25 protein-coding genes and 1 pseudogene are annotated in these 21,055 nt (G+C 47.1%); 15 read left to right on the top strand and 11 right to left on the bottom strand.

Annotated features, from left to right (window positions below):
* Positions 1-12 precede the first annotated feature (12 nt).
* The 3 genes and pseudogenes from V1498_RS18160 (at position 13) to V1498_RS18150 (ending at position 2,606) form a co-directional block, all read left to right on the top strand.
* Positions 13-861: pseudogene (locus V1498_RS18160) on the top strand (DUF72 domain-containing protein).
* Positions 862-898: 37 nt separating this feature from the next.
* On the top strand, positions 899-2,248 hold the full coding sequence (locus tag V1498_RS18155; protein ID WP_409295184.1) for a bifunctional metallophosphatase/5'-nucleotidase: 1,350 nt from the start codon (positions 899-901) through the stop codon (positions 2,246-2,248).
* Between the two features lie 55 nt (positions 2,249-2,303).
* Positions 2,304-2,606 (top strand): YunC family protein, encoded by a 303-nt coding sequence (locus V1498_RS18150; protein ID WP_409295183.1) that lies wholly within the window; start codon positions 2,304-2,306, stop codon positions 2,604-2,606.
* Positions 2,607-2,878: 272 nt separating this feature from the next.
* On the opposite strand, the gene V1498_RS18145 is transcribed toward V1498_RS18150, so the two are convergent.
* The 3 genes from V1498_RS18145 to V1498_RS18135 all read right to left on the bottom strand — a co-directional run bounded on the left by V1498_RS18145 (position 2,879) and on the right by V1498_RS18135 (position 5,281).
* On the bottom strand, positions 2,879-3,772 hold the full coding sequence (locus V1498_RS18145; RefSeq protein WP_409295181.1) for an IS3 family transposase: 894 nt from the start codon (positions 3,770-3,772) through the stop codon (positions 2,879-2,881).
* Positions 3,773-3,825: 53 nt separating this feature from the next.
* Positions 3,826-4,140 (bottom strand): transposase, encoded by a 315-nt coding sequence (locus V1498_RS18140; protein ID WP_409295179.1) that lies wholly within the window; start codon positions 4,138-4,140, stop codon positions 3,826-3,828.
* Positions 4,141-4,534: 394 nt separating this feature from the next.
* Positions 4,535-5,281: a TraR/DksA C4-type zinc finger protein gene (locus V1498_RS18135; protein ID WP_409295177.1), complete on the bottom strand. Its 747-nt coding sequence runs from the start codon at positions 5,279-5,281 to the stop codon at positions 4,535-4,537.
* Between the two features lie 156 nt (positions 5,282-5,437).
* On the opposite strand from V1498_RS18135, the gene V1498_RS18130 reads away from it, so the two are divergent.
* Complete coding sequence (locus V1498_RS18130; RefSeq protein ID WP_409295175.1) at positions 5,438-5,602, top strand: hypothetical protein; 165 nt, start codon at positions 5,438-5,440, stop codon at positions 5,600-5,602.
* 45 nt (positions 5,603-5,647) lie between these two features.
* Here the strand turns inward: V1498_RS18130 and V1498_RS18125 are convergent, their stop codons facing one another.
* The 5 genes from V1498_RS18125 to V1498_RS18105 form a co-directional block, all read right to left on the bottom strand.
* Positions 5,648-5,908 carry a sporulation protein gene (locus V1498_RS18125; RefSeq protein ID WP_409295173.1) on the bottom strand — a complete coding sequence of 87 codons (261 nt, stop codon included), beginning with the start codon at positions 5,906-5,908 and terminating at the stop codon, positions 5,648-5,650.
* A 74-nt stretch (positions 5,909-5,982) separates the two neighbouring features.
* Entirely contained in the window at positions 5,983-6,342 is a 360-nt protein-coding gene (locus V1498_RS18120) for a P-II family nitrogen regulator (RefSeq protein WP_409295172.1), read from the bottom strand.
* 12 nt (positions 6,343-6,354) lie between these two features.
* The gene (locus V1498_RS18115; protein ID WP_409295171.1) at positions 6,355-7,578 is read right to left on the bottom strand and encodes an ammonium transporter; all 1,224 of its coding nucleotides are present in this window, start codon (positions 7,576-7,578) and stop codon (positions 6,355-6,357) included.
* 172 nt (positions 7,579-7,750) lie between these two features.
* Positions 7,751-8,764, bottom strand: a complete 1,014-nt coding sequence (locus V1498_RS18110) for a M23 family metallopeptidase (protein WP_409295169.1) — start codon at positions 8,762-8,764, stop codon at positions 7,751-7,753.
* 68 nt (positions 8,765-8,832) lie between these two features.
* A complete protein-coding gene (locus V1498_RS18105) occupies positions 8,833-9,483 on the bottom strand; it encodes a YhcN/YlaJ family sporulation lipoprotein (protein ID WP_409295168.1) in 651 nt (216 codons plus the stop codon).
* 117 nt (positions 9,484-9,600) lie between these two features.
* On the opposite strand from V1498_RS18105, the gene V1498_RS18100 reads away from it, so the two are divergent.
* Positions 9,601-9,876, top strand: coding sequence for a YutD family protein (locus tag V1498_RS18100; protein ID WP_409290135.1), 276 nt, complete (start codon positions 9,601-9,603; stop codon positions 9,874-9,876).
* Positions 9,877-10,011: 135 nt separating this feature from the next.
* On the opposite strand, the gene V1498_RS18095 is transcribed toward V1498_RS18100, so the two are convergent.
* Together V1498_RS18095 and V1498_RS18090 are read right to left on the bottom strand one after the other, a co-directional pair.
* Positions 10,012-10,299, bottom strand: a complete 288-nt coding sequence (locus tag V1498_RS18095; protein ID WP_409295166.1) for a cytosolic protein — start codon at positions 10,297-10,299, stop codon at positions 10,012-10,014.
* A 55-nt stretch (positions 10,300-10,354) separates the two neighbouring features.
* A complete protein-coding gene (locus V1498_RS18090; RefSeq protein ID WP_409295164.1) occupies positions 10,355-10,648 on the bottom strand; it encodes a DUF3055 domain-containing protein in 294 nt (97 codons plus the stop codon).
* Between the two features lie 113 nt (positions 10,649-10,761).
* Here V1498_RS18090 and V1498_RS18085 point away from each other — a divergent pair, with 113 nt between their 5' ends.
* From V1498_RS18085 to V1498_RS18065, 5 genes are all read left to right on the top strand, one after another.
* Positions 10,762-12,063, top strand: coding sequence for an EAL domain-containing protein (locus V1498_RS18085; protein WP_409295163.1), 1,302 nt, complete (start codon positions 10,762-10,764; stop codon positions 12,061-12,063).
* A 68-nt stretch (positions 12,064-12,131) separates the two neighbouring features.
* The gene (locus V1498_RS18080) at positions 12,132-12,584 is read left to right on the top strand and encodes a DUF86 domain-containing protein (protein ID WP_409295161.1); all 453 of its coding nucleotides are present in this window, start codon (positions 12,132-12,134) and stop codon (positions 12,582-12,584) included.
* Positions 12,585-12,628: 44 nt separating this feature from the next.
* On the top strand, positions 12,629-12,772 hold the full coding sequence (locus V1498_RS18075) for a hypothetical protein (protein WP_409295159.1): 144 nt from the start codon (positions 12,629-12,631) through the stop codon (positions 12,770-12,772).
* 41 nt (positions 12,773-12,813) lie between these two features.
* Entirely contained in the window at positions 12,814-13,581 is a 768-nt protein-coding gene (locus V1498_RS18070; protein WP_409295157.1) for a TIGR01457 family HAD-type hydrolase, read from the top strand.
* 109 nt (positions 13,582-13,690) lie between these two features.
* On the top strand, positions 13,691-14,566 hold the full coding sequence (locus tag V1498_RS18065; protein WP_409295155.1) for an NAD-dependent epimerase/dehydratase family protein: 876 nt from the start codon (positions 13,691-13,693) through the stop codon (positions 14,564-14,566).
* Between the two features lie 44 nt (positions 14,567-14,610).
* On the opposite strand, the gene V1498_RS18060 is transcribed toward V1498_RS18065, so the two are convergent.
* On the bottom strand, positions 14,611-15,108 hold the full coding sequence (locus tag V1498_RS18060; protein WP_409295154.1) for a phosphatidylglycerophosphatase A: 498 nt from the start codon (positions 15,106-15,108) through the stop codon (positions 14,611-14,613).
* Positions 15,109-15,247: 139 nt separating this feature from the next.
* Here V1498_RS18060 and yutH point away from each other — a divergent pair, with 139 nt between their 5' ends.
* The 5 genes from yutH to thrB all read left to right on the top strand — a co-directional run bounded on the left by yutH (position 15,248) and on the right by thrB (position 21,016).
* A complete protein-coding gene (yutH, locus tag V1498_RS18055; RefSeq protein ID WP_409295152.1) occupies positions 15,248-16,249 on the top strand; it encodes a spore coat putative kinase YutH in 1,002 nt (333 codons plus the stop codon).
* 77 nt (positions 16,250-16,326) lie between these two features.
* Complete coding sequence (locus V1498_RS18050; RefSeq protein WP_409295151.1) at positions 16,327-17,292, top strand: 2-hydroxyacid dehydrogenase; 966 nt, start codon at positions 16,327-16,329, stop codon at positions 17,290-17,292.
* Positions 17,293-17,733: 441 nt separating this feature from the next.
* Entirely contained in the window at positions 17,734-19,032 is a 1,299-nt protein-coding gene (locus tag V1498_RS18045) for a homoserine dehydrogenase (protein WP_409295149.1), read from the top strand.
* Positions 19,029-20,087, top strand: coding sequence for a threonine synthase (gene thrC / locus V1498_RS18040; protein ID WP_409295148.1), 1,059 nt, complete (start codon positions 19,029-19,031; stop codon positions 20,085-20,087). The genes V1498_RS18045 and thrC overlap by 4 nt, the downstream gene beginning before the upstream one ends.
* Positions 20,084-21,016, top strand: a complete 933-nt coding sequence (gene thrB / locus V1498_RS18035; protein ID WP_409299349.1) for a homoserine kinase — start codon at positions 20,084-20,086, stop codon at positions 21,014-21,016. Before thrC ends, thrB begins: the two co-directional genes overlap by 4 nt.
* Positions 21,017-21,055: the final 39 nt, after the last annotated feature.

Here is a 21,055-nt window from a genome sequence, read left to right as displayed (position 1 = left end):
AGAGGGTACCTTATGATCTATATCGGAGTCACTGGCTGGGGAGATCACGACTCAATTTACCCCGATAAAATGGCAGCAAAGGATAAATTAAAAGAATATGGCGGCCATTTTCCGGCTGTGGAAGTGGATGCTTCGTTTTATGCGGTACAGCCGAAGCGGAATGTCGAAAGGTGGATTGCAAGTGTGCCTGCCGGTTTTCAATTCATTGTGAAGGCCTATCAGGGCATGACAGGACATCAGCGCGGAAAAATCCCCTTTGACAGCAGGGAGGAAATGTTTGCTGCATTCAGGGATTCTGTGCAGCCCTTTCAGGAGGCAGGCAAGCTTGCCATGGTCCTTTTTCAGTTTCCTCCCTGGTTTGACTGCAGTAAGGAAAATGTAGAAACTCTCCGCTATTGAAAAAAAGAAATGGGCGGTCTGCCGCTTGCATTGGAATTCAGAAACCAGTCCTGGTATTCCCAGCCTTTCAAGGAAAAAACCCTTCAGTTCATGGAGTCAGAGGGGTGGATCCACACTGTCTGTGATGAACCACAGGCTGGGGAAGGCTCCGTGCCCTTGATCCTTAAGGCAACGGATAAAAAGAAGACCCTGATGAGGCTTCACGGGCGAAATGTGCATGGCTGGACTAAACCTGCAGCCGGGGACAAATGGAGGGAAGTCAGATACCTTTACCGTTACAACCATAAGGAGCTTGCTGAGCTTGCGGAGCAGATTAGAGCCCTCCATGAAGAAACGGAAGATGTATTTGTCCTTTTCAACAATAATTCCGGCGGGGATGCAGCCGATAATGCGAAGGAAATGATTGAAATACTCGGAATCGAATATAAAGGCTTATCATCGAGGCAGCTTGACCTCCTGTAATGGAAGCATCCAGATATAAGCAGTAAGGAAGTTGTTTATGGAAGAAACGATTCATATCTATCATACGAATGACCTGCACAGCCATTTTGATTACTGGCCAAGGATCGGCAGGTTCCTCGATACAAGAAAGAAGTGGCATTTATCAGAGGGAGATGAAGTGATCGTCATGGATATTGGCGACCATATTGACCGTGTGCATCCTCTGACTGAAGGAACGTATGGCAAAGCCAACACATCCCTCCTGAATAAAGCCGGCTATCAATATGCCGCCATCGGGAATAATGAAGGAATCACACTGCCGCATGATAAGCTGGATGAGCTGTATGACGAGGCTTCCTTTACCGTACTGGCCGCCAATATCTTTTATGAAGATGGAAGAAGGCCGAACTGGGCACTGCCTTCTTGTATCCATCAGACACGAAAAGGAAGCAGGATTGGCTTGATAGGTGTTACAGCCTTTTATGAGAGATATTATGAACTTCTGGGATGGAAGATCACAGATCCCATCGAGGCGATTCAAAAGGAGCTGGCGGTGCTTGCGGGGAAAACAGATATGATTGTCCTCCTTTCCCACCTTGGCCTGCACGAGGATGAGAAGATTGCCGGGCAATTCCCCGGCATCGATGTGATCCTGGGTGCGCATACACACCATGTGCTTCATGAAGGCAGGATGGCCGGCAATACCCTGGTATGCGGAGCTGGTAAATTCGGCTACTATGTAGGGCATGTGGAGATTCATTTAGATAAAGAAGGAATGAGAAAAAGGGCAAGGGTATATGAGACACACACGCTGGATGAGTCACCCAGTGATGCGGAATATGCTGGAAGGCTCTTTGAAATCGGGAAGGATTCGCTGAGCTCAGTGGAAGCAGATGTACCCTTCAATCTTACCTGTGACTGGTTCATGCCTTCAGACCTTCCTCGTCTCTTATGTGAGGGTCTCAGGGAATGGTGTAAAGCGGATTGTGCTTTTCTGAATGCCGGCCTTGTGCTCGACAGCCTTCCGGCGGGTGGGGTGTCCAGGTTTGATCTGCACAGGATATGTCCCCATCCCATCAATCCCTGCCTCGTTGAATTGAATGGAGAAATCCTGCGTGAGATTCTTATTCAGTCCAGGGCTGAAGAATGGCCGGAAATGCAGATCATGGGTCTTGGCTTCCGGGGGAAAGTAATGGGAAATATGGTGTATGATAAAATTTCATTCCTCGGTGAAGATATATTCATTGATGGCCAGGTTCTGCAGAACTCTTCTGTGTACAGGCTTGCCATCCCTGATATGTTCACCTTTGGCAGGTTCTTTCCTGTCCTCCGGGACCTGAAGGATAAAACCTACCTAATGCCTGAATTCCTAAGAGATATACTCCTTGAGAAAATCAAGGGCCTTTGAATCACCGCTTCCGCCTTTTAATCATATGATTGTATAAAAAGCGAGGCGGTGCAGTATGATCAGCTTAAAACCTATAGTCATCGAAGGTATGACCTTTATGGGAACCTCGGTAGAATTGCCGAAGACCACGCTGCTTGCCATTTCTTCGGATAAAGGATATGTCATGTGCGGGGCACTCGATATCGGACTCCTCAATGAGCGGCTTACCGGGAGGCGGATTCTTGCGGGAAGGGCCGTGGGAGTCAGGACGCTTGAGGAGCTTCTGGATTCAGTGCTGGAATCGGTCACGCATGAGGCTGAATGTGCAGGAATATCAAAAGGGATGCCGGTGAGAGAGGCGCTCCTGAAGATGGTCTGACCTGAAAGAAACCGAGCCAACTCAAAAGTTGGGAAAACACAGTCCGGAGTTATTTCCTCCGGGCTTTGCTGTGTCGTTCACCGGCCGGCTGGGAACGGCATGTAAACCTGTGACTTGCAAGTAAATCTGTGACTTCCGCAAGTAATCTGCGGTTTCCGCAAGTAAACCTGCGACATTCGGTCTGACCCCCTTATTCCTGACAATTGCTTTTACATTCTCTCTCTGTCTTAGTTTTTTACTTTTTTATTTCTCAGAGGAGTCAATCAGCCTGTTCACAGGCTGATTGTCATTTCCGACGGGAACCCGATTTCCTTGTACTTATCATGGAACTTGGCAGGAGCCATTCTCCCCAGGGAGCCATGATACCTTCTATGGTTGTAGAACTCCATGTACTCACCAACGCGATAGTACGCCTCTTCAAAATATTCGAAGGTATAGCGCCGGAATACGTGGCGTTCAAGAAGGCTGAAGAACGACTCGATATAGGCATTGTAATTAGGGGAACGGGGCGGGATCCGTTCATGATACACCCTGTTCTGCTCGCAGAATTCCCCAAAGTGGTTGCTTACGAATTGAGGGCCATTGTCGGTCCTTATGATAATGCAATGCCCATCCTCCTCGGGAAGCTTGAGGGCCCGCCTCACAATCGCTTCCTTAAGCATGGCTGTAATATCCACGGCCTTACATCGGGGTCCCGTATAAAAGCCGACGACGCACCTGTCGAATACATCAATGGCGCATGCCACGAAGAAGAACCTTCCGCTTCCTTCAATATGGCCATACTTGATATCCAGCTGCCATAGCTGGTTCGGACCGGTAATTCGATGGTTCTTCACCAGTCTCCTTGGATACTTTGCCTGAACGGGTCGTTGTGGAAGGAGGATGCCAAGCTCCCTGCATAGCCTGTGGACCTTCTTGTGGTTGATTACCAGTTCGTGATGATCCCTCAAAAATTGGGTCAGGTTCTTCACCCCATAAATGGCGCATTCCCCTTCTATGGCCTCCATAAGGAATTCCTCAACCTGCTCATCAGGCACTGTTTTGTCTGACTTTGTTTTTGAAAATCCTGGTGCTGGCCGGCCGCGCTTTCCTTTTGGGTTCACTTCCTCTTCCTCTCCAGAGTGATAGTAATAGAGGGATCTATTTACTCCGGCTGCTTCGGTCAATTTGGTAATGGCAAACCCCTCCTCTGCCCAAAGCCTAATTTCCTCAATGACCGTTAGGGCTGGTAAGGGCTTTTTTTTAATAGATTTCTAAGCATGGCCACCTCGAGTTCCTTCTCCCCAAGCAGTTTCACCGCCTGTTCATACTTTGCCTTTAATTCTTCCTTGGTAGGCTCAGTAGAAAGAATGACAGTGGCGGGGTCTTCCATACGTTCCCTTATCTCATCCCCATATTCCTGAATCCAGCCCGAAAGGGTACTGCGATCAATTCCCGCTCTGCGAGCGATGGAAGAATAGTTCCCTGACTCTAAAGCTAACCGGACATAATTCTTTTTGACGTCCTCCAACACTTTAATTTTTTTCTTGCCCATAAGAGCCCCTCCCTAATTACTGGATTTTCTTGTCCTTAGTGTACTGTTTTAAGCTCTAAGGTGTCCAAAGGAATTAGGGGGTCGTAAAGCATTCGCAAGTAATCTGAGGTTTCCGCAAGTAAATCTGCGGCTTCCGCAAGTAAACCTATGACTACTGCAAGTATGGGGCAGCGGATACAGTGCCAATGCACAGCTTGCAGTGAACATGGAATGCTTTTGATAAAAAAAGTGGCTGCTGAAGTGAAAATCATCAGAAAAACAAGCGCATATCTATAGAAATCTTTAGCCCCTGCAGCTGCTCGGTTATACCTGATAAAACTTTAAGGCTGAAGCAAGTATGAAATTAAAAAGAAGATGCCCAAAATAGGACACCTCCTCTTATGATTTACGTTTATTAATCTTCTGTATAGGGATCCTTCTCGCCCGGGGGCAGATCTCCAAATGCGGTCATCAGGCCTTCTTCATCTAACAGGGCTTCATATTCCTCGTGGCGCTCATTCGGATAAATGGTGATGTTCTTTCCATACATATCCACTCCGACAAAATTTTCATAAGCTTCTACATACCCGACTTGTTCTTCACCCTCAATATACATATCACCATAAAGGTTCTTGGGCTGCCTGAAATCGGATGGGGAGTCTGAGGTTCCATGTTCGGCGGCATCCTGCCAGGCGTCCTCGGCATCATAAGCGACGTTTTCGTCCTGCTCATCCATATCGAATTTACCGAAAGGAGGCATAAGCACTCCCTCCTCAAGCGGTCTTCCGACAGAAACAAACTGATCTGCATGCTTTATGCAATATAAGGTGCTTGGCATGGCCTCAAGCCGTTCTGCCGGAATTTCAGCACCGCAGACCTTGCATATGCCGTATGTTCCCTCCTCGATGGCTTGGAGGGCATTGGTTATGTGAGAGTACTCCAGCTTATAATGCTCCCATAAGGCTAAATCCTTTTCCCTTTCAAAAAGCTCTGTGCCGAGATCGCCAGGGTGGTTATCATAACCTGACAGCTCTGATACGCTTTCCTGGGGAAATCTCCATTGAAATCCCAGATTGTCATTTTTTTGCAGATGTTCTTCAATTTCTTCCTTATTGACTGCCAATGCCGATTTTAAATTTTGAAGCTGTTCGGGAGATAGCATTCGGTTTGCTCCTTTCTATCTCTATCGTTATTTTATTTTCGGTCTTTGGGCCCTGATTTATGTATGCAATATGTTTTTGATTCCAGCGGGATCCGGGGATACAAAGCGCGAGGGGAGTGATACTAATTCTAGGACAAAAAGCGAGGAGGTCTATCAATGGTCAATCAGGACTTTGAAAAATTTAATGATATTCAGCAAAAACATAAAACAATCTACCCGGGGACTGGACATGATGATCACGTGAGTCCCGATGATCCGCACTCGCATTCCAACAATAAAAAGACCGATTATTCCCCGGGAGTGACCGGGCGGGAGAATTAACTCCGAAGGTAAAGAGGCTGGCCAATAGGCCAGCCTTCTTATGTGTTAATAAGTGAACAGCAGCTCGTATACCTTATTCAGCTGCCTGGATCTTTCAAAATCGCCTTCCTGTTTTGCATAGTGGATCGCTTCTGAAAGAATCTGGTTCAGATAGTCATTTTCTTCTGCTGTCAACGCATCGACAAATGCCTCTTCTGACGAAAATCTGTCCGCAGATACGATATTGTAAAGCCGGTCGCCCGCGGCATCTCCTGAATCGGTATGCCCTGAAAGAATTTCCCGCAGATAAGCAAGCGATTGCTCCATGTTCTTCACTCCTTTAGGATTCCTCCTTCTATTGTGTGCAGCAGGAGAGGGAACATACTGGAGAAAAATAGGGTTTACCGGTCATTCTGCAGGGCTGCGCATGACTCTTCGCCAGTCCTGATTTTAATGGCGTTGGCTATCTCATAGATGAATATCTTGCCATCACCGGGCTTGCCGGTGTTGCAGATTTTTCTTGCTGCTTCCACTACAGCTTCTACGGGCACTTTGCAGACTACGATCTCTACTTTTATCCGCTCAATCATATTAATTTCCCGTTTGATGCCCCGGTAATTTTCTGTCAATCCCTTTTGAAGGCCGCACCCGAGGGCGTTGGTGACGGTAAGCCCGCTCACATCTATCTTTGCCAATTCCTGTTTCAGTGCTTCAAACTTGGAAGGGCGGGTAATAATTTCTACTTTAGTAAGCTTTTCCACTATTATCAGCTCCTATAAATTTGATTCGTGATAGGCCCTCTCGCCGTGGAGGGTTAGGTCCAGCCCGATGGATTCTTCTTCCTCATTGACCCGGACCGGCATCACAAGATGTATCCCTTTGATGATAATGAAGGTTACGAAAGCAACAAATATATAGGTCGCGCCTATTCCGGCCAGCTGTTTGAAGAGAAGGGCTGCGTTTCCGTAAAATACTCCATCGGCACCCGCTTCGTTGACACTTGTTGTAGCGAACAGTCCGGTCGCGATGCCTCCCCATGTACCTCCTATCCCGTGAAGGCCAAAAGCATCAAGGGTGTCGTCATACCCAAGCTTTTTCTTAAGGGAGAAAACGCCCCAGAAGCATACCGCTCCCCCTATCAATCCAATGATGATGGCCGAAGCTGTCGTTACAAAACCGCATGCAGGCGTGATGGCCACGAGTCCCGAAATGGCGCCTGATATTGATCCGAGCATGGTGGGCTTTTTATTTGCCTTCCATTCAACCAGCAGCCAGCCGATGATTCCCGCAGCTGCCGCAGCCGCTGTATTAATAAAGGCTGTCATCGCTATCTCATTTAAAGTTAAGGCGCTTCCTACATTGAATCCGTACCAGCCAAACCATATCAGCGATCCTCCCAGGACTGTAAGCGGAAGATTATGGGGTGTGCTTGTTTCAGATTCTTTCCTCTTCCCAAGGTAAATTGCCAGAACCAGCCCGGTTACACCGGATGAAATATGAACCACGTTTCCTCCTGCAAAATCAAGTGCCCCAAGCTCCCGGAGCCAGCCTCCGACTCCCCATACCCAGTGTGCGACGGGTGCGTAGGCAAGGAGAGACCAAAGGACAGTGAAGGTAATGAATGCCGAAAACTTCATCCTTTCAGCTACAGCCCCGGAAATGAGGGCAGTCGTCAAAACAGCGAAAGTGAGCTGAAACATCATGAACAAGCTGTGCGGTATCGTCTCGCTGTAATCAGCATTGGGTTCAAAGCCCACTCCATTCAAACCGAACCAGTCAAAGTTTCCGATTATGGCGTTCCCGCCTGGCGAAAAGGACAAAGAATAACCTGCGGTAATCCAGATAATCGTAACCACGGCCATCGTGATATAACTGTGCATGGCTGTGCTTAATACATTCTTGCTCCTTACCATCCCTCCATAGAATAAAGCAATGCCTGGTGTCATCAGCCAGACGAGGAGTGTACAAAAGAACATAAAAACGGAATCATTCAGCATGGTCATTTCCCCTTTTTTGTTATGTTATGTTTTATAACATGAGTTTGTTATATTTATTATATTAATTAGCACAACAGAAAAATTCAAGTTTAATTTACTTAAAAAATCGGAATTTTTATTTTTGTGTTATAAAACCTTACATTAAAACAGGAAAAACTCCCAAAAGGGAGTTTTATCGAAGGTTTCTTCTTTTTTCCTGTATCTCTCTTCTTTCCCATACCTTAAGCAGCGGATAGGGATCAAAGGCCCATTCCAGCCGGCCGTTGTCTTTATAGAGTCCATAGTGCAAATGGGGCGGGAATTTTCCTGATGTGCCCGGGGGGCCGTACCCGGTGGAGCCGACAGCACCGATAAGTGTGCCGGGCTCGACGATTTGGCCAGTTTCCAGGCCTTTTGCAAAGCCGTTCAGATGGGCAAAATAGTGATAAGTATTATTGATATCACGGATGCCGATCCTCCAGCCGCCAAATTTGTTCCAGCCTTTCATTTCAATGATTCCAAAGCATGTTGAACGGACAGGAAGACCATAATCCGCAAAAATATCCGTACCCTCATGCGATCTTCTGCCTCCCCAGCCCCGGGCTGATCCCCATGTACTTCTGTATGTGTAATGGGTCCTGACCGGTACGGGAAAAGCCTTCTTATTAAGATTGACCGTTCCATAGGCTTTAAACAGCCTGGCATTTCCCATGATAATGCCCACAGCCTTGTCGCGGCGGTAATAATTCCAGAGCCCGATCCTGAAATTTCCTTCATCGCTTCCAAATTTGAGCAAGTAGGATGCTATGGCATACAGGAGATCTTCGTCCCGTTTTATACTTGCTTTTCCATCTCCGTTTCCATCTGCCCCTAAGCCGCCCCAGAAACTGATGGATGCAGGGTTTTGATCCCAAGGGTTTGGATTCATGATTCCTGCCCAGCCGCCCGGTTCAATCCTGATTCCAACCGGTCCCTGTGAATCAGGCAGATCACGTCTGGAATTCCTTACACTATGTTCGTACTGGTCGACGGCGGCAATGAAATACCATGGGATATTAGCTGTGGTTTCAATATACTCATACAGGGCCATACGCGTTTTGGTTTTCTGTTCATCAGGAGCGATGGCAGCTGAGGCCGCTCCAGGAAGGTATATAAAACAAAAGGCGATAACCCCCGATATCCATACATATAAATAGCGCACTTCCATACTCCTTTACTTTGAAATCATGGGGTTAGTTTGCATCCCTTTGTTAAATAAATTACTGGTAAATCACTCTAATCTTCCTTGGAGCCGGCATCCATGTCAGCTTTTGTTTCGCCATTTGCGTTTTCACCGGGAATGGCCGTTTTACCCTGGGGCGATCTTTTCATTTGAACGATGGTCTTTTGGAGCATATAGTTGATATCATCTGTGTGGGTGTTTAAGCCGGCATAGTTCTCAATGTTCTGCATCAAACCGGGATTGTCCGTCACGTAAACATGAAAATAACGGGGGAGGACCGACATGGCCGTCCGTTTAACCTGATCGGCTGCTTCCTCACGATTTTCGCTTCCGGTCTTATAGGCAATGAGTGCTTCTTCGTCTGTCACAAGGGTTGCTGCCTCTTCGATTTGGGGATTTTGAACGGCAAGACGGGTAATGATGTCAGCCATCTGCTCCCTGTCAAGGCGGATACGGTCCTTGCTGCCGACAGTCTCCCCATTCACAACCGTCCGGCTCAAGCGTACGAAGCCGAAACCCCGGCTCGATTTATCGTTATTATGATTGTCGACATTATAATTTTGATTAATGTTCTTTGTCTCATTAGTACGGGATGTATTCATAAATGGGTTATCATTGTTTCCGTTGTCCAGGTTTCCTCTTCCGGAACAGGCAGAAAGGATTAATAGCAAGCCCAGACATAGTGCTGATAAGGATTTTTTCATCCTGGCACCTCCTTTAACAATAGATTGGCCAGATTTTAATAAAATTCGTTTAGAAATTGGTGGATAATAAGTTATAATTTTGTTAACAGGCTTTACGATATGAGGTGACTTACAATAGTGATAGAAATAAACAATTCTGTATATGAGCTTGTGGACGAAAGAAGCGACGGATTCAATGAAGAGGCGTTCCGGTCCCGTTATAGTGAAATATTAAATAAATATGACTATATCCTGGGCGATTGGGGTTATGGACAGCTCAGGCTGAAAGGCTTCTTTGACGACCAAAACCAAAAAGCCGCCTTCGATACGAAAATCAGCACATTGTCGGAGTATCTTTATGAATACTGCAATTTTGGCTGTCCCTATTTTGTAGTGAAAAAAATTAAGAAGTAAGGAAGCATCCCTGTCCATGAAACGGACAGGTTTTTTTCTGCCTGCCTATTTTGAACCCGGTAGACAGTATTCTTCAGACCCTTTAAACAAAAAAGGGTGTCCCAAAATACTTCCTTGAGACACCCTGTGTATAAGCTAACTATTTCCAGTGCCAGTGTATGGCGGCTGCTCGCTGCGGTTTTTATCATCATGCGGAGGATGGGAAGGATCAATTTTCCGCTGCATTCCTTCGTGAAGGGTTTTGTTTTCATAGTTGAACGCACTGTAGAAACGCTGACCTTCTCTCCATTCGCTGCTTTTGTTTTCAACTGGTTCATCTGCACCAAACGGTGCCCCGTAAGGACCCTCAGGAAATTCTTCTGCGGTGAGATAATTCCTGGTTTTCTCGACATTTGCGAAGTCCAGTTCTTTTCTATCGGGCATAATCGGCCTCCTTGATTGGATTACCATTAGGGTTACCCATTTCGAAATGGCTGAACTAGACGATTTCTTCCAGAAACGAATGGAGTTCGGCCGCTTCTTCTTCGGATAGCTGGAATATATGTTCTAAATAGCCTTCTTCTGCAAGATCATCACTGCCGATAATGGCGAACCTGCTGCTCTGAAGGTCAAGCACTAGCTGTTTTCCATAAAAGCGGCTGGTTGTAATGATTGCCAGATCAAAGCGGCTGCTTTCTCCGGCAAAGCTTACAAATCTTGTCTTTGCCTCTATTGTGTCATCATATAAAAATAAACGGCTGTCCAAAGGAATTCCTCCTCTTTTTCCTTTCATTTTATCAGACAGAAGCGCGCTGTGTATAATTCGCCAGGCTTTTCCACTTATGGATACTTCTTCGATTGAATTGTGATAAAATGACTATATAACTTCTGTGTACAGTGAAAGGAATGGGCATTTTGACTCAAATACACACGCAGTTTATGAAGAGTATAGGAAAATGGATAAAGATATTTTTTCCCCATTCAACCCTGCGCTTTTATCCGCCTCAGTTTATCCTGAGGGATACCCTTGTTTCCTCGGCTAAAAGGGCATTCAGGCATGGGAGCGAAGTGGGTGTCATTGTGTTCAATATTAAAAATCTAAGGCAGATTGCCGAGCAGCTGGGAGAGGAGCGGTTCGGACAATACATATTATTCCTGAAGGCATCCTTTGCTGGGGTCATAAAGATGAATATCTTAAGACAAGACATTCTGGCTGTCCATGATTATAATAGTGATGGAATCACCTTGATTCTTAAAATGAATTCACAGAAACAGATCCTGGATGATATAGATGCTGCTGCAAATCTGGTGCTCGAAAAGGCACAGGCTGCCCTTGAAACGTCTTTTCCTGATGTTCGTGCACAGTTCGAGTCTGGCTATATGTTCGTTGAGAAGAACTCTTCGCCTGTATCTGACGCGCTGGCACGGGCCCATAGACAGGCTGGGGCGATGGCGGAACAAAAAATCCATACAGAACTCAATCAAATGCTGTTTCAGATGGGCAGAATCATTGAAACAAAGGATATACGTCTGCTCTCTCAACCGATTATAGATGTAGCATCCCAGCGGATTAAGGCCCATGAAATCCTGACGAGGGGACCAAAGGGCACCATGCTTGAAAGCCCGCTTGCCTTATTTACGGTAGCAAGGCAGACTAACCGCCTGTATGACCTGGAAATGATTGTACTGGAAAAATCTTTTGAACATATTTCCTATGGGGATGACCCTCTTGATGTATTTATAAATTTCACTCCTGTTACCCTTGGCAGCTCGCGTTTCATAAAGGATATGAAGGGGCTTCTGGTCAAATATAAAAGAATTTCCCCCGTCCGGATCGTGATTGAAGTGACGGAAAGAGATAATATTGATGAAATTGCCGGACTTCGCGGAAATATCAGGGAATTGAAGGAATTAGGCTTCAGGATAGCTGTGGATGATACGGGGGCGGGTTATGCCAGCCTTCATACCATAAGTGAGATCATGCCGGATATCATCAAGATCGACCGTACGGTTATCCAGGATATCCATCATAGTACAGTGAAGGAGTCCATGCTGAAAGGCCTTTTGCTGATTGCAAGGGAAGCGGGCTCTGTTGTGGTTGCCGAAGGTATTGAAACCGAGGAAGAGGCGAGCGTACTGACGAGGAATAAGGTGGACCTGGCACAGGGCTATTTCTATGCAAGGCCGGCAATCATGGCCCATGCGTGATGCTTTAAACATTTACTGTAAGCGGTTCCTGCATTCTTAAGTGCGACATACAGAAAGGAGCAATTACATTGTATTTTGTAGATCGTGAAAAAATTGAACAGACACTCCGCTTTTTAGAAAACCAGATAAACATGTTCGAGGAAGTTTCAGGGGGTGGAAATGAAGCCGCAGGATCCATAAAGGCTTATGCAGCCCAAAGGATATCCCAGACAATGATTGATTCTGTCCTTGATGTCGGCAATGCCATGATCGACGGGTTCATTATGAGGGATCCTGGAAGCTTTGAAGACATCATTGATATATTGGAGGATGAATCCGTTTTGGCTTCCGATATGGCACAATCATTCAGGGTGACTATTCCGCTCCGCAAGATGCTCATCCAGGATTATGTGCTGCTGTCCCAGGAAAAACTCATGTCGGGAATGCAGCAGGCCATGCCGGCATTTAAATCATTTTCCGGGAACATCAGGGGTTACCTGCTGAATGAACTGGGTCCAGTATCTGCCTTTAAAAACGAATAAAATCCTTCCCAGCCTGCAGACTATGTTCAGCAGGCTTGTTCTTTATGGAAGGCTATTATGGCTTCACGGTGGTTTATACAAAGGGGGCGCGGGGACTTCTAAGCCAGCTTAAGGCTGAAGTGCTCCAGTCGCCTGGAAATATGAACATCAGGACGAACTCTTGGCACTATGGACACCGTTTATGTTAACTTGGATGAGCGGATTATATATATAAGGAGGTCATTCCCAGTTGAAGGAGTACAAAGGCTATTTAATCGATTTGGATGGAACCATATACCGGGGTACAGAAGTTATTGAAGAAGCGGGCGAGTTTATTTCCCAGCTCAGGAAGAAAGGGATTCCCTATTTATTTGTGACAAACAATTCGTCGCGGACACCCGGGCAGGTCGCCCAGAAGCTCCGTGATTTTGACATACCGGCCAAGGATCATCAGGTCTTCACGACCAGTATGGCGACTGCCAATTTCATTCATGAAAAAAAACCGGGGGCGTCCGTCTATGTGGTAGGGGAGGAAGGCATCCGGAATGCGCTTGAAGAAAAGGGGTTTACATTTGAAGAGGACCATCCCGACTTTGTTGTAATGGGGATCGACAGAGGCATCACATATGAAAAACTGGCAAAAGCATGTCTTGCGGTCCGAAATGGCGCCTTCTTTATTTCTACAAATGCAGATATTGCCCTTCCTACTGAACGGGGCTTTCTGCCAGGGAACGGCTCGCTGACTTCGGTTGTGGCCGTATCGACCGGGATTAAGCCGACATTCATCGGAAAGCCGGAGTCCATTATAGTAGATCAGGCGTTGAAGGTGCTTGGGACGAAGAAGGAAGAAACCATTATGGTCGGGGATTATTATGATACAGATATATTGGCTGGGATTAACTCTGGAATTGATACCCTTCTTGTGCATACCGGTGTAACTACACCGGAGCTGCTGAAGAACTACGAAGTACAGCCTACTTATACAGTGAATACCCTGGATTTATGGAAGTTCGCTTAAAGCCCGGGCAGCCATTATACAGCGGCTGCCCTTTTTTTTTGCCGGATAATTGACAGGGAATTTACAACCATGACATAGTAGTAAGAAAAATGGTTATCAGGAGGTAGTGATGACAAAGGTACTAGTTTTGGGCGGCACACGCTTTTTCGGGAAGAAGCTCGTATCCCTGCTGCTTGATGAAGGCAGCGAGGTCACGATTGTTACTAGGGGCATCACCGAAGATTCCTTTGGGAACAGGGTCAAAAGGATCAGGGCAGACCGGACGATCCCGGAGGAGCTGGAAAAGGCTGCGGCAGGAAACGTTTATGATATTATTTATGACAATATTTGTTATACAGACAAGGACGCGCTTGAAGCATCCCGCATTTTTGAGGGCAGGGTGAAGAAGTATATTTTCACGTCCTCATTGTCTGTATATGAGTTTGGGCCGGATCGGAAAAAGGAAGGGGATTTTGATCCGTATTCGTATAAATTAGAGCCGGCCGATGAAGACGGTATAACGTATGGCGAAGGGAAAAGGCGGGCGGAGGCTGTGTTTTATCAGCAGACCCGTTTTCCGGTGAATGCTGTGCGGTTTCCGATTGTCCTCGGGCTGGATGATTACACCAAAAGGCTTCATTTCCATATAGAAAATATGAAGAAGGATATGGCGGTCGGAGTGCCGAACAGAGAAGCCCTGCTCTCGTTCATTCATTCGGACGAGGCAGCCCGTTTTCTCCTTTGGCTTGGGAAAAGCGGCCTGGATGGCCCGGTGAATGCCTGTTCAGATGGTGAGACATCCCTCAGCAGCCTGTTTGACCTGCTGGAGGAAGCGACAGGCAAGGAGGCTTTGATACAGCCTATAACCAAGGAGGAGCAGATGTCTCCTTTTGGGGTAAGTGAATCCTGGTATATGGATAATTCGAAGGCGAAGAATGCCGGATTTGAATTTGATGACCTCCATGAATGGCTGCCTGCCTTAATTGGAGAACTCAGTAAGGATTGATCTTTTAGGGGAGATGGCCGCATATGGGCCTCTCCCTTTTTTAGTCAGGACGTGCCGGCAGAACGGTGGGCCAGCCGGCTTGAAGCGGCAGCAGCGATGGCCCCGACTATATCATCGAGAAAAGTGTGGCACTTTCCTGAGCTTTTATCATTCAATTGCCGTAGTATTAATGGTTTTTGTTTATCTATAAATCCGTAATTGGTGAATCCGATGGAACCATAAACATTAACTATAGAAAATGCAAGGATTTCATCAACTCCGTAAAGTCCCTCATCACTTTCTATGATGGATTGCAGCGGATGGTCGAGCAGCTTTTTTTCCGCCAGGACATCAAGCTGTATCCCTGTTAATATTGCATTCTGTACTTCTCGTTTGCTTAAGACCCGGTCGACATTATGCATGCAGTCTGCAATTTGCAGATTGGGATGATACTTGCTCTGCAGGTACATGACGAGTTCGGCGATATCCTTAATGGTGATGCCTCGTTCCTCAAGCCATTTACGTGCCGTCCTTTCGGTGATTCCCATTTTTTTTTCAGTCATAGAAAGCCGCCTCTCCATTCAATTTTCCCCTGATTCACCGGGTTAGAAAGATATCAATATCTAAACCCCTGATTCATATATATGTGTTAGGAAGGGATGATAGTCCGGCCGTATAGTCCAATGCAAGAGGAGGCATACCATGTTTGAAGAAGCGATTTATGATAATTATGGCATATATATGGAAAGGCAGGAGTCGCTGGGACGATATTCCGCTTTCCGGTTTGGGAACCGCCTGTTCAGCATTATCCCCCTTCAGGAAATCAAAGAGGATGAACTGAAGGAAAGGCAGCAAATGTCGCAGCATTTAATTGAAAGCGGCGATAAATATGTTTCTTCCTTTGTAATGTCAAAGCACGAGACATACATATCCGCTGCAGGCGAGCAGATTTTCTTATTGCTGATGAACGCTGCCCTTGAAGAGCCGAGGGAAAACAAGCTTGGCAAAAAGCTTGCCCGTTTTCATGCCAGGGGGCGCACCTATCCCTCGGAGGTCAAGGTGTGTTCAAGGATCGGCAAGTGGAAGGAAATGTGGGAGGGAAGAATTGATGGATTAGAGACAGTATGGAGGGATAAGCTCCAGGCTCATCCCAGTAACGAGTTTGAAAAGCTGTTTGTAGAATCTTTCCCTTACTATATGTCCATTGGAGAAAACGCCATCCAATATCTCGTTGATACGGAAATTGATGACAGCCCGGGTGAGGCGGATTATGGCACAGTCTGCCATGAGCGCTTCCAAAAGGACACCTGGACAGGGAGGTATCTGGTAAAGAACCCTTTTGACTGGGTGTTTGACCATGGTACGCGGGATATTGCAGAATGGGTAAGGCAGCATCACCTCGATAATCCGCATACGTATCAGCAGGGAATCAGACAATTTATAGCTGATTATCAGAGTTCTTCAAGATTCTCAAGCTTTACAGCAAGGCTCCTGTATGCACGGCTTATCTTTCCTATCCATTATTATGAGACAATTGAAGATTATTTTCTTACACGGGATGAGGGAAAGCAAAAAGAACTGGAGAACTCCTTAAAGCATATGCTTCAAAATACAAGTCTTCATGAGGCATTTCTGCAGAGCTTTTATGACACAGCGGGAATCCCGGAAAAGTATCTCAAGCTGCCCAGGCTCGACTGGCTGTAGGCATGAAAGGGAATGCCGGCTGTACAGCTATGCTATGATGGAAGCGTAAAGCATTTTTATATAAGAGGGTGTAAGAGATGGAAACAAAGCCATATATCTACATTACAAGGAAACTTCCTGAAGAAAGCATTCGTAACCTGTACAGCCGCTTCCATGTTTCAATGTGGGATTCAGAAACGGAGCCTGCGCCGCGTGATGTGCTGCTTGAGGAGGCGGGAAAGGCCGATGCCCTGCTGACGATGCTGTCAGACAGAATCGACCGTGAAGTGATGGAGGCAGGAAAGAATCTGAAGGTTATCGCCAATCTTGCTGTCGGTTATGACAATATCGATTTATCAGCGGCAAAGGATATGAGAATAACAGTCTGCAATACTCCGGAAGTATTGACCGATACGACAGCTGACTTAACTTTCGGGCTCATGCTTGCCGCCGCCAGGAGGATTAATGAAGCTGCACAATATGTAAAAGAAGGGAACTGGAAGGGCTGGAGCCCGCTCCTGCTTGCCGGATACGATGTTCATCATAAGACGATAGGGATAGTCGGCATGGGTAAAATCGGCCAGTCAGTCGCCAGGAGGGCAAGAGGCTTTGACATGGACATTCTATACCATAACCGTACAAGGAACGAAAAAGCTGAACATGAGCTGGGAGCAAGGTACTCAAGCTTCGGCGAGTTAATAGAAAGGGCCGACTTTATCGTCTGTCTGACACCGCTCACCCCGGAGACAAAGGGGCTGTTTAACGCAGACAGCTTCAAGAAAATGAAAAAGACAGCAGTCTTTGTTAATGCTTCAAGGGGGCCGGTTGTTGATGAGGATGCGTTATATGAAGCCCTGACGGCCGGAGATATAGCTGCCGCCGGACTGGATGTTTTTGAGCAGGAACCCATCTCTGCCGATCATCCGCTGCTGAAGCTTGATAATGTCACAGCCATTCCACATATCGGCAGTTCATCGGTCGAAACCCGGATGACCATGATGGCGCTATGTTCCCGGAATATTGAAGCTGTCCTTACAGGGGATGCTCCGGCAACTCCAGTATGATAAAAAATGATTAAGAGGCAGGTCGAAAAGAACCTGATCCCTGATAGCCCCATTCGGCTATCCGGGTATCTGGAACTTGGGGACCTGCTTTTTCTGTGGTAAAGGGACGGAGCTGCATGTATCATAAGGCTTCCTGCAGCTGGGTATGAACATCATTTGTCTCGCTGGCATTCCCGCCTGCGCCTTACTCCGCTCCGCCGCCTTCTTGTGTTTGTTCCTGCTCTTGTCCAGTTCCTTTCCATGAATGGGCAGTGAGTAAAAACCCACATACTTTTTTAAGAATTTTTTTATTTATTTAAATTTTCTATTATTTACTTGTAGGTAAGCGATTTCAACTTGTATAGTTGAGTTCTTACTATTGTCATAACTTCATATTTTCTTTATAATGTCTTTTATGGATAAACAATTGTTCTTTTTGGGAGAACAAAAGGGGGAAGCGGAATGGATGCTATTTCGATAGGGCTGTTGGGGCTTGGAACCGTGGGAAGCGGTGTAGTCAAGATCATTGAAAATCATCAGGATAAGCTTATGCATCAAATTGGCTGCCCTGTACAGGTCAAAAAAGTATTGGTAAAAGATTTGAAAAAAGAAAGGCATGTTCAGGTGGATGAGGGTCTGCTGACCCTCAACCCGGATGAAATTCTTGAAAACCCTGAGATAGATGTTGTGGTCGAGGTGATGGGGGGCATCGAGGAAACCAGAGGGTACCTTTTGCGGGCCTTGAAAAACAAAAAACATGTTGTAACAGCGAATAAAGATCTAATGGCTCTCCATAGCCGCGAATTATTAACAGAAGCAACAGCTAACCGCTGTGACTTGTTCTATGAAGCAAGCGTTGCGGGCGGAATCCCCATACTCAGGAGTCTGGCAGAAGGCCTGGCTTCTGACAGGATTACTAAAATGATGGGAATCGTGAATGGTACCACCAACTTTATCCTCACCAAAATGAATAGATATGGAAGTCCGTATGAAGAGGTTCTTAAAGAGGCTCAGGAGCTCGGTTTTGCAGAAGCAGACCCAAAAGCAGATGTTGAGGGCCTGGATGCAGCCAGGAAAATGGCCATCCTGTCCACTTTAGGGTTTTCCATGCCCATTGACCTTTCCGATGTAAAGGTTGAGGGAATCACCCGCATAACGGAAGAAGACATAAGCTATAGCAAAAAGCTCGGCTATATCATGAAGCTTATTGGCATTGCCTCAAGAAACGGAGATAAAGTGGAGGTGAGTGTCCAGCCGGCCCTGGTTGCAGAAGCCCACCCCCTTGCTTCAGTGAGCGATGAATACAATGCCGTCTATGTTTACGGAGAGGCAGTGGGGGAGACGATGTTTTACGGCCCCGGGGCAGGCAGTCTTCCAACCGCTACAGCAGTGGTTTCGGATGTAGTGGAAGTGATGAAGAATATGCGTCTTGGCGTGACGGGGAACAGCGCGGTATCTCCGCAGTTCAAAAAGTCTATGAAATCACCGGCTGAAATAAAGGCGAAGTACTTTGTGAGGCTCCATGTAAAGGATGAAGTAGGAGTATTTGCCAATATCACCTCCATCTTTTCTGAACATGGCGTAAGCTTTGAAAAAATACTTCAGATGCCAATCAGGGAAAAGGAAGTGGCTGAAATTGTCGTGATCACCCACAATGCGACACAGCAGGGCATTGAAGACATCCTCCAAAACCTGAAGGACAACAGCATGGTCTGGGATGTTAAGAGTACTTATCGAGTGGAAGGGGATCGAATCATATGAGCTGGAAAGGGTTGTTGAAAGAATATCGGGAGTTCCTTCCTGTAAACGGCCATACACCGGATCTTACACTTCATGAGGGAAATACCCCGCTCATCCATTGCAGCAGACTTTCAGAAGAGCTCGGAATAGAGCTTCATGTAAAGTATGAGGGTGCCAATCCTACAGGGTCATTCAAGGACAGGGGAATGGTGGTGGCTGTTGCAAAAGCAATCGAGTCAGGAAGTGATGCGATCATCTGCGCTTCGACCGGCAATACTTCGGCTGCGGCCGCAGCTTATGCGGCAAGGGCCGGGATCAGATGTATTGTGGTAATCCCTGATGGCAAAATTGCGCTCGGCAAGCTGGCGCAGGCCATCATGTACGGAGCTGAGATTGTGGCCATCGAAGGGAACTTTGACCAGGCACTCACGCTTGTCCGGAATATCAGTGAGTCCCATCCAGTTTCCCTGGTTAATTCAGTCAATCCATACAGGCTGGAAGGCCAGAAGACCGCAGCCTTTGAAATATGTGATGCTCTGGGTGCCGCACCCGACATCCTCGCCATCCCGGTCGGAAATGCAGGCAATATTTCTGCTTATTGGAAGGGATTCAAGGAGTATCAGGAACGGAAGGGAACCGGCAGGCCGGAAATGAGGGGATTTGAAGCCGAGGGAGCTGCTGCACTTGTGCATAACCGGGTGTTTGAAAATCCAGAGACGATTGCAACTGCCATCCGGATCGGCAATCCTGCAAGCTGGGACCTGGCTATGGAAGCTGCCGCGGACTCTGGAGGCAGGATAGATGAAGTTTCCGATCTTGAAATTCTGGAGGCTTACAGGCTGCTGGCCCAAAAAGAAGGTATTTTTGCAGAGCCTGCTTCCTGTGCATCTATAGCAGGGATTATCAAGCAGCTTAAGACGGGAGAAATCCAAAAGGGTGCAAAAATAGCGGCTGTTCTGACAGGCAATGGATTGAAGGATCCTTCTTCTGCAATGGAGTACAACGAAATCAAGCCTGTTTTGCTTGCAGGGGAGGAACAGGCCATTGTAAACCATATCTTTGGTGTGGTCCGCTGATGACGGATCAAATTTATCAAATCAAAGTTCCGGCAAGCACAGCCAACCTTGGGCCAGGCTTTGATTCAATCGGTCTCGCCCTTGGATTGTATTTGGAAGTAGAGGCACAAGAGGCTGAAGCATGGGAGGTCATCCCGCTTTCTGCCGGCCTGGAGGTGTTTCCAAAGGATGAGTCGCATTATATCTGCAAGGTGGCCTGGGAGACCGCGCAGGAGTACGGAGTTACTCTCCCGCCTTGTCGTCTCCTTGTAAAGAGTGAGATACCGCTGACAAGGGGTCTTGGAAGCAGCGCGTCAGCCATTGTTGCAGGCATTGAGCTCGCAGATTCTGTTGGCGGCCTGAACCTGAGCAGGGAAGATAAGGTGCGGATTTCCTCCCGTTTTGAAGGACACCCAGACAACGCTGGCGCGTCAGTCTGCGGCGGGCTAGTGGTCGGTATTCACAATGGAGCTGATACAGAACTTTTGAGCATTCAGCTTGAAGGAGTCAAGGCCATTGCAGTGATCCCGCAGTATGATCTGCCTACGGATGAATCCCGGCAGGTCCTTCCGGATAGCCTGCCATTTCGGGCAGCCATCGAAGCAAGCGCGGTTGCCAATACATTTCTCGCTGCCCTGCTGACGAGGAATTATTCACTCGCCGGCAGGATGATGGGAGCGGATTTATTTCATCAGCCATACCGCAGGCAGCTCGTGCCTCACTTGGAAGAGGTAGAGAAAGCAGCTCTGGCAGCGGGAGCTTTTGGAACAGCCCTCAGCGGAGCAGGTCCAACCGCCATCTGCCTTGTTGAGAAGGATAAAGCCCGCAGTGCTTCGCTGGAACTGAAATCAGCCTTTCCAGCATGTGAGGTTTTATTGCTGGACATTGACTATGGTGGAAGCCAGGTTAAATTCAAAGATGCAACGGTCAGCCCGGCCAATCACTTTTAATCATTCACAGAGGACTCTTCACGTAGTTCAGTAAAAAAA

The organism is Paraperibacillus marinus (assembly GCF_046237605.1).
GTDB classification, from domain to species: domain Bacteria; phylum Bacillota; class Bacilli; order Bacillales; family DSM-1321; genus Paraperibacillus; species Paraperibacillus marinus.
Note: the sequence above shows the minus strand (reverse complement) of the source record. Positions and strands in the feature narration are given on the sequence as shown.

Excerpts from the sequence above, each read along its gene's own strand:
- V1498_RS18155 (WP_409295184.1), top strand. The coding sequence starts at position 899 with ATGGAAGAAACGATTCATATCTATCATACGAATGACCTGCACAGCCAT.
- V1498_RS18150 (WP_409295183.1), top strand. The coding sequence starts at position 2,304 with ATGATCAGCTTAAAACCTATAGTCATCGAAGGTATGACCTTTATGGGA.
- V1498_RS18140 (WP_409295179.1), bottom strand. The coding sequence starts at position 4,140 with ATGGGCAAGAAAAAAATTAAAGTGTTGGAGGACGTCAAAAAGAATTAT.
- V1498_RS18135 (WP_409295177.1), bottom strand. The coding sequence starts at position 5,281 with ATGCTATCTCCCGAACAGCTTCAAAATTTAAAATCGGCATTGGCAGTC.
- V1498_RS18130 (WP_409295175.1), top strand. The coding sequence starts at position 5,438 with ATGGTCAATCAGGACTTTGAAAAATTTAATGATATTCAGCAAAAACAT.
- V1498_RS18125 (WP_409295173.1), bottom strand. The coding sequence starts at position 5,908 with ATGGAGCAATCGCTTGCTTATCTGCGGGAAATTCTTTCAGGGCATACC.
- V1498_RS18115 (WP_409295171.1), bottom strand. The coding sequence starts at position 7,578 with ATGCTGAATGATTCCGTTTTTATGTTCTTTTGTACACTCCTCGTCTGG.
- V1498_RS18110 (WP_409295169.1), bottom strand. The coding sequence starts at position 8,764 with ATGGAAGTGCGCTATTTATATGTATGGATATCGGGGGTTATCGCCTTT.
- V1498_RS18105 (WP_409295168.1), bottom strand. The coding sequence starts at position 9,483 with ATGAAAAAATCCTTATCAGCACTATGTCTGGGCTTGCTATTAATCCTT.
- V1498_RS18095 (WP_409295166.1), bottom strand. The coding sequence starts at position 10,299 with ATGCCCGATAGAAAAGAACTGGACTTCGCAAATGTCGAGAAAACCAGG.
- V1498_RS18090 (WP_409295164.1), bottom strand. The coding sequence starts at position 10,648 with ATGAAAGGAAAAAGAGGAGGAATTCCTTTGGACAGCCGTTTATTTTTA.
- V1498_RS18085 (WP_409295163.1), top strand. The coding sequence starts at position 10,762 with ATGGGCATTTTGACTCAAATACACACGCAGTTTATGAAGAGTATAGGA.
- V1498_RS18075 (WP_409295159.1), top strand. The coding sequence starts at position 12,629 with ATGGAAGGCTATTATGGCTTCACGGTGGTTTATACAAAGGGGGCGCGG.
- V1498_RS18065 (WP_409295155.1), top strand. The coding sequence starts at position 13,691 with ATGACAAAGGTACTAGTTTTGGGCGGCACACGCTTTTTCGGGAAGAAG.
- V1498_RS18060 (WP_409295154.1), bottom strand. The coding sequence starts at position 15,108 with ATGACTGAAAAAAAAATGGGAATCACCGAAAGGACGGCACGTAAATGG.
- yutH (WP_409295152.1), top strand. The coding sequence starts at position 15,248 with ATGTTTGAAGAAGCGATTTATGATAATTATGGCATATATATGGAAAGG.
- V1498_RS18050 (WP_409295151.1), top strand. The coding sequence starts at position 16,327 with ATGGAAACAAAGCCATATATCTACATTACAAGGAAACTTCCTGAAGAA.
- V1498_RS18045 (WP_409295149.1), top strand. The coding sequence starts at position 17,734 with ATGGATGCTATTTCGATAGGGCTGTTGGGGCTTGGAACCGTGGGAAGC.
- thrC (WP_409295148.1), top strand. The coding sequence starts at position 19,029 with ATGAGCTGGAAAGGGTTGTTGAAAGAATATCGGGAGTTCCTTCCTGTA.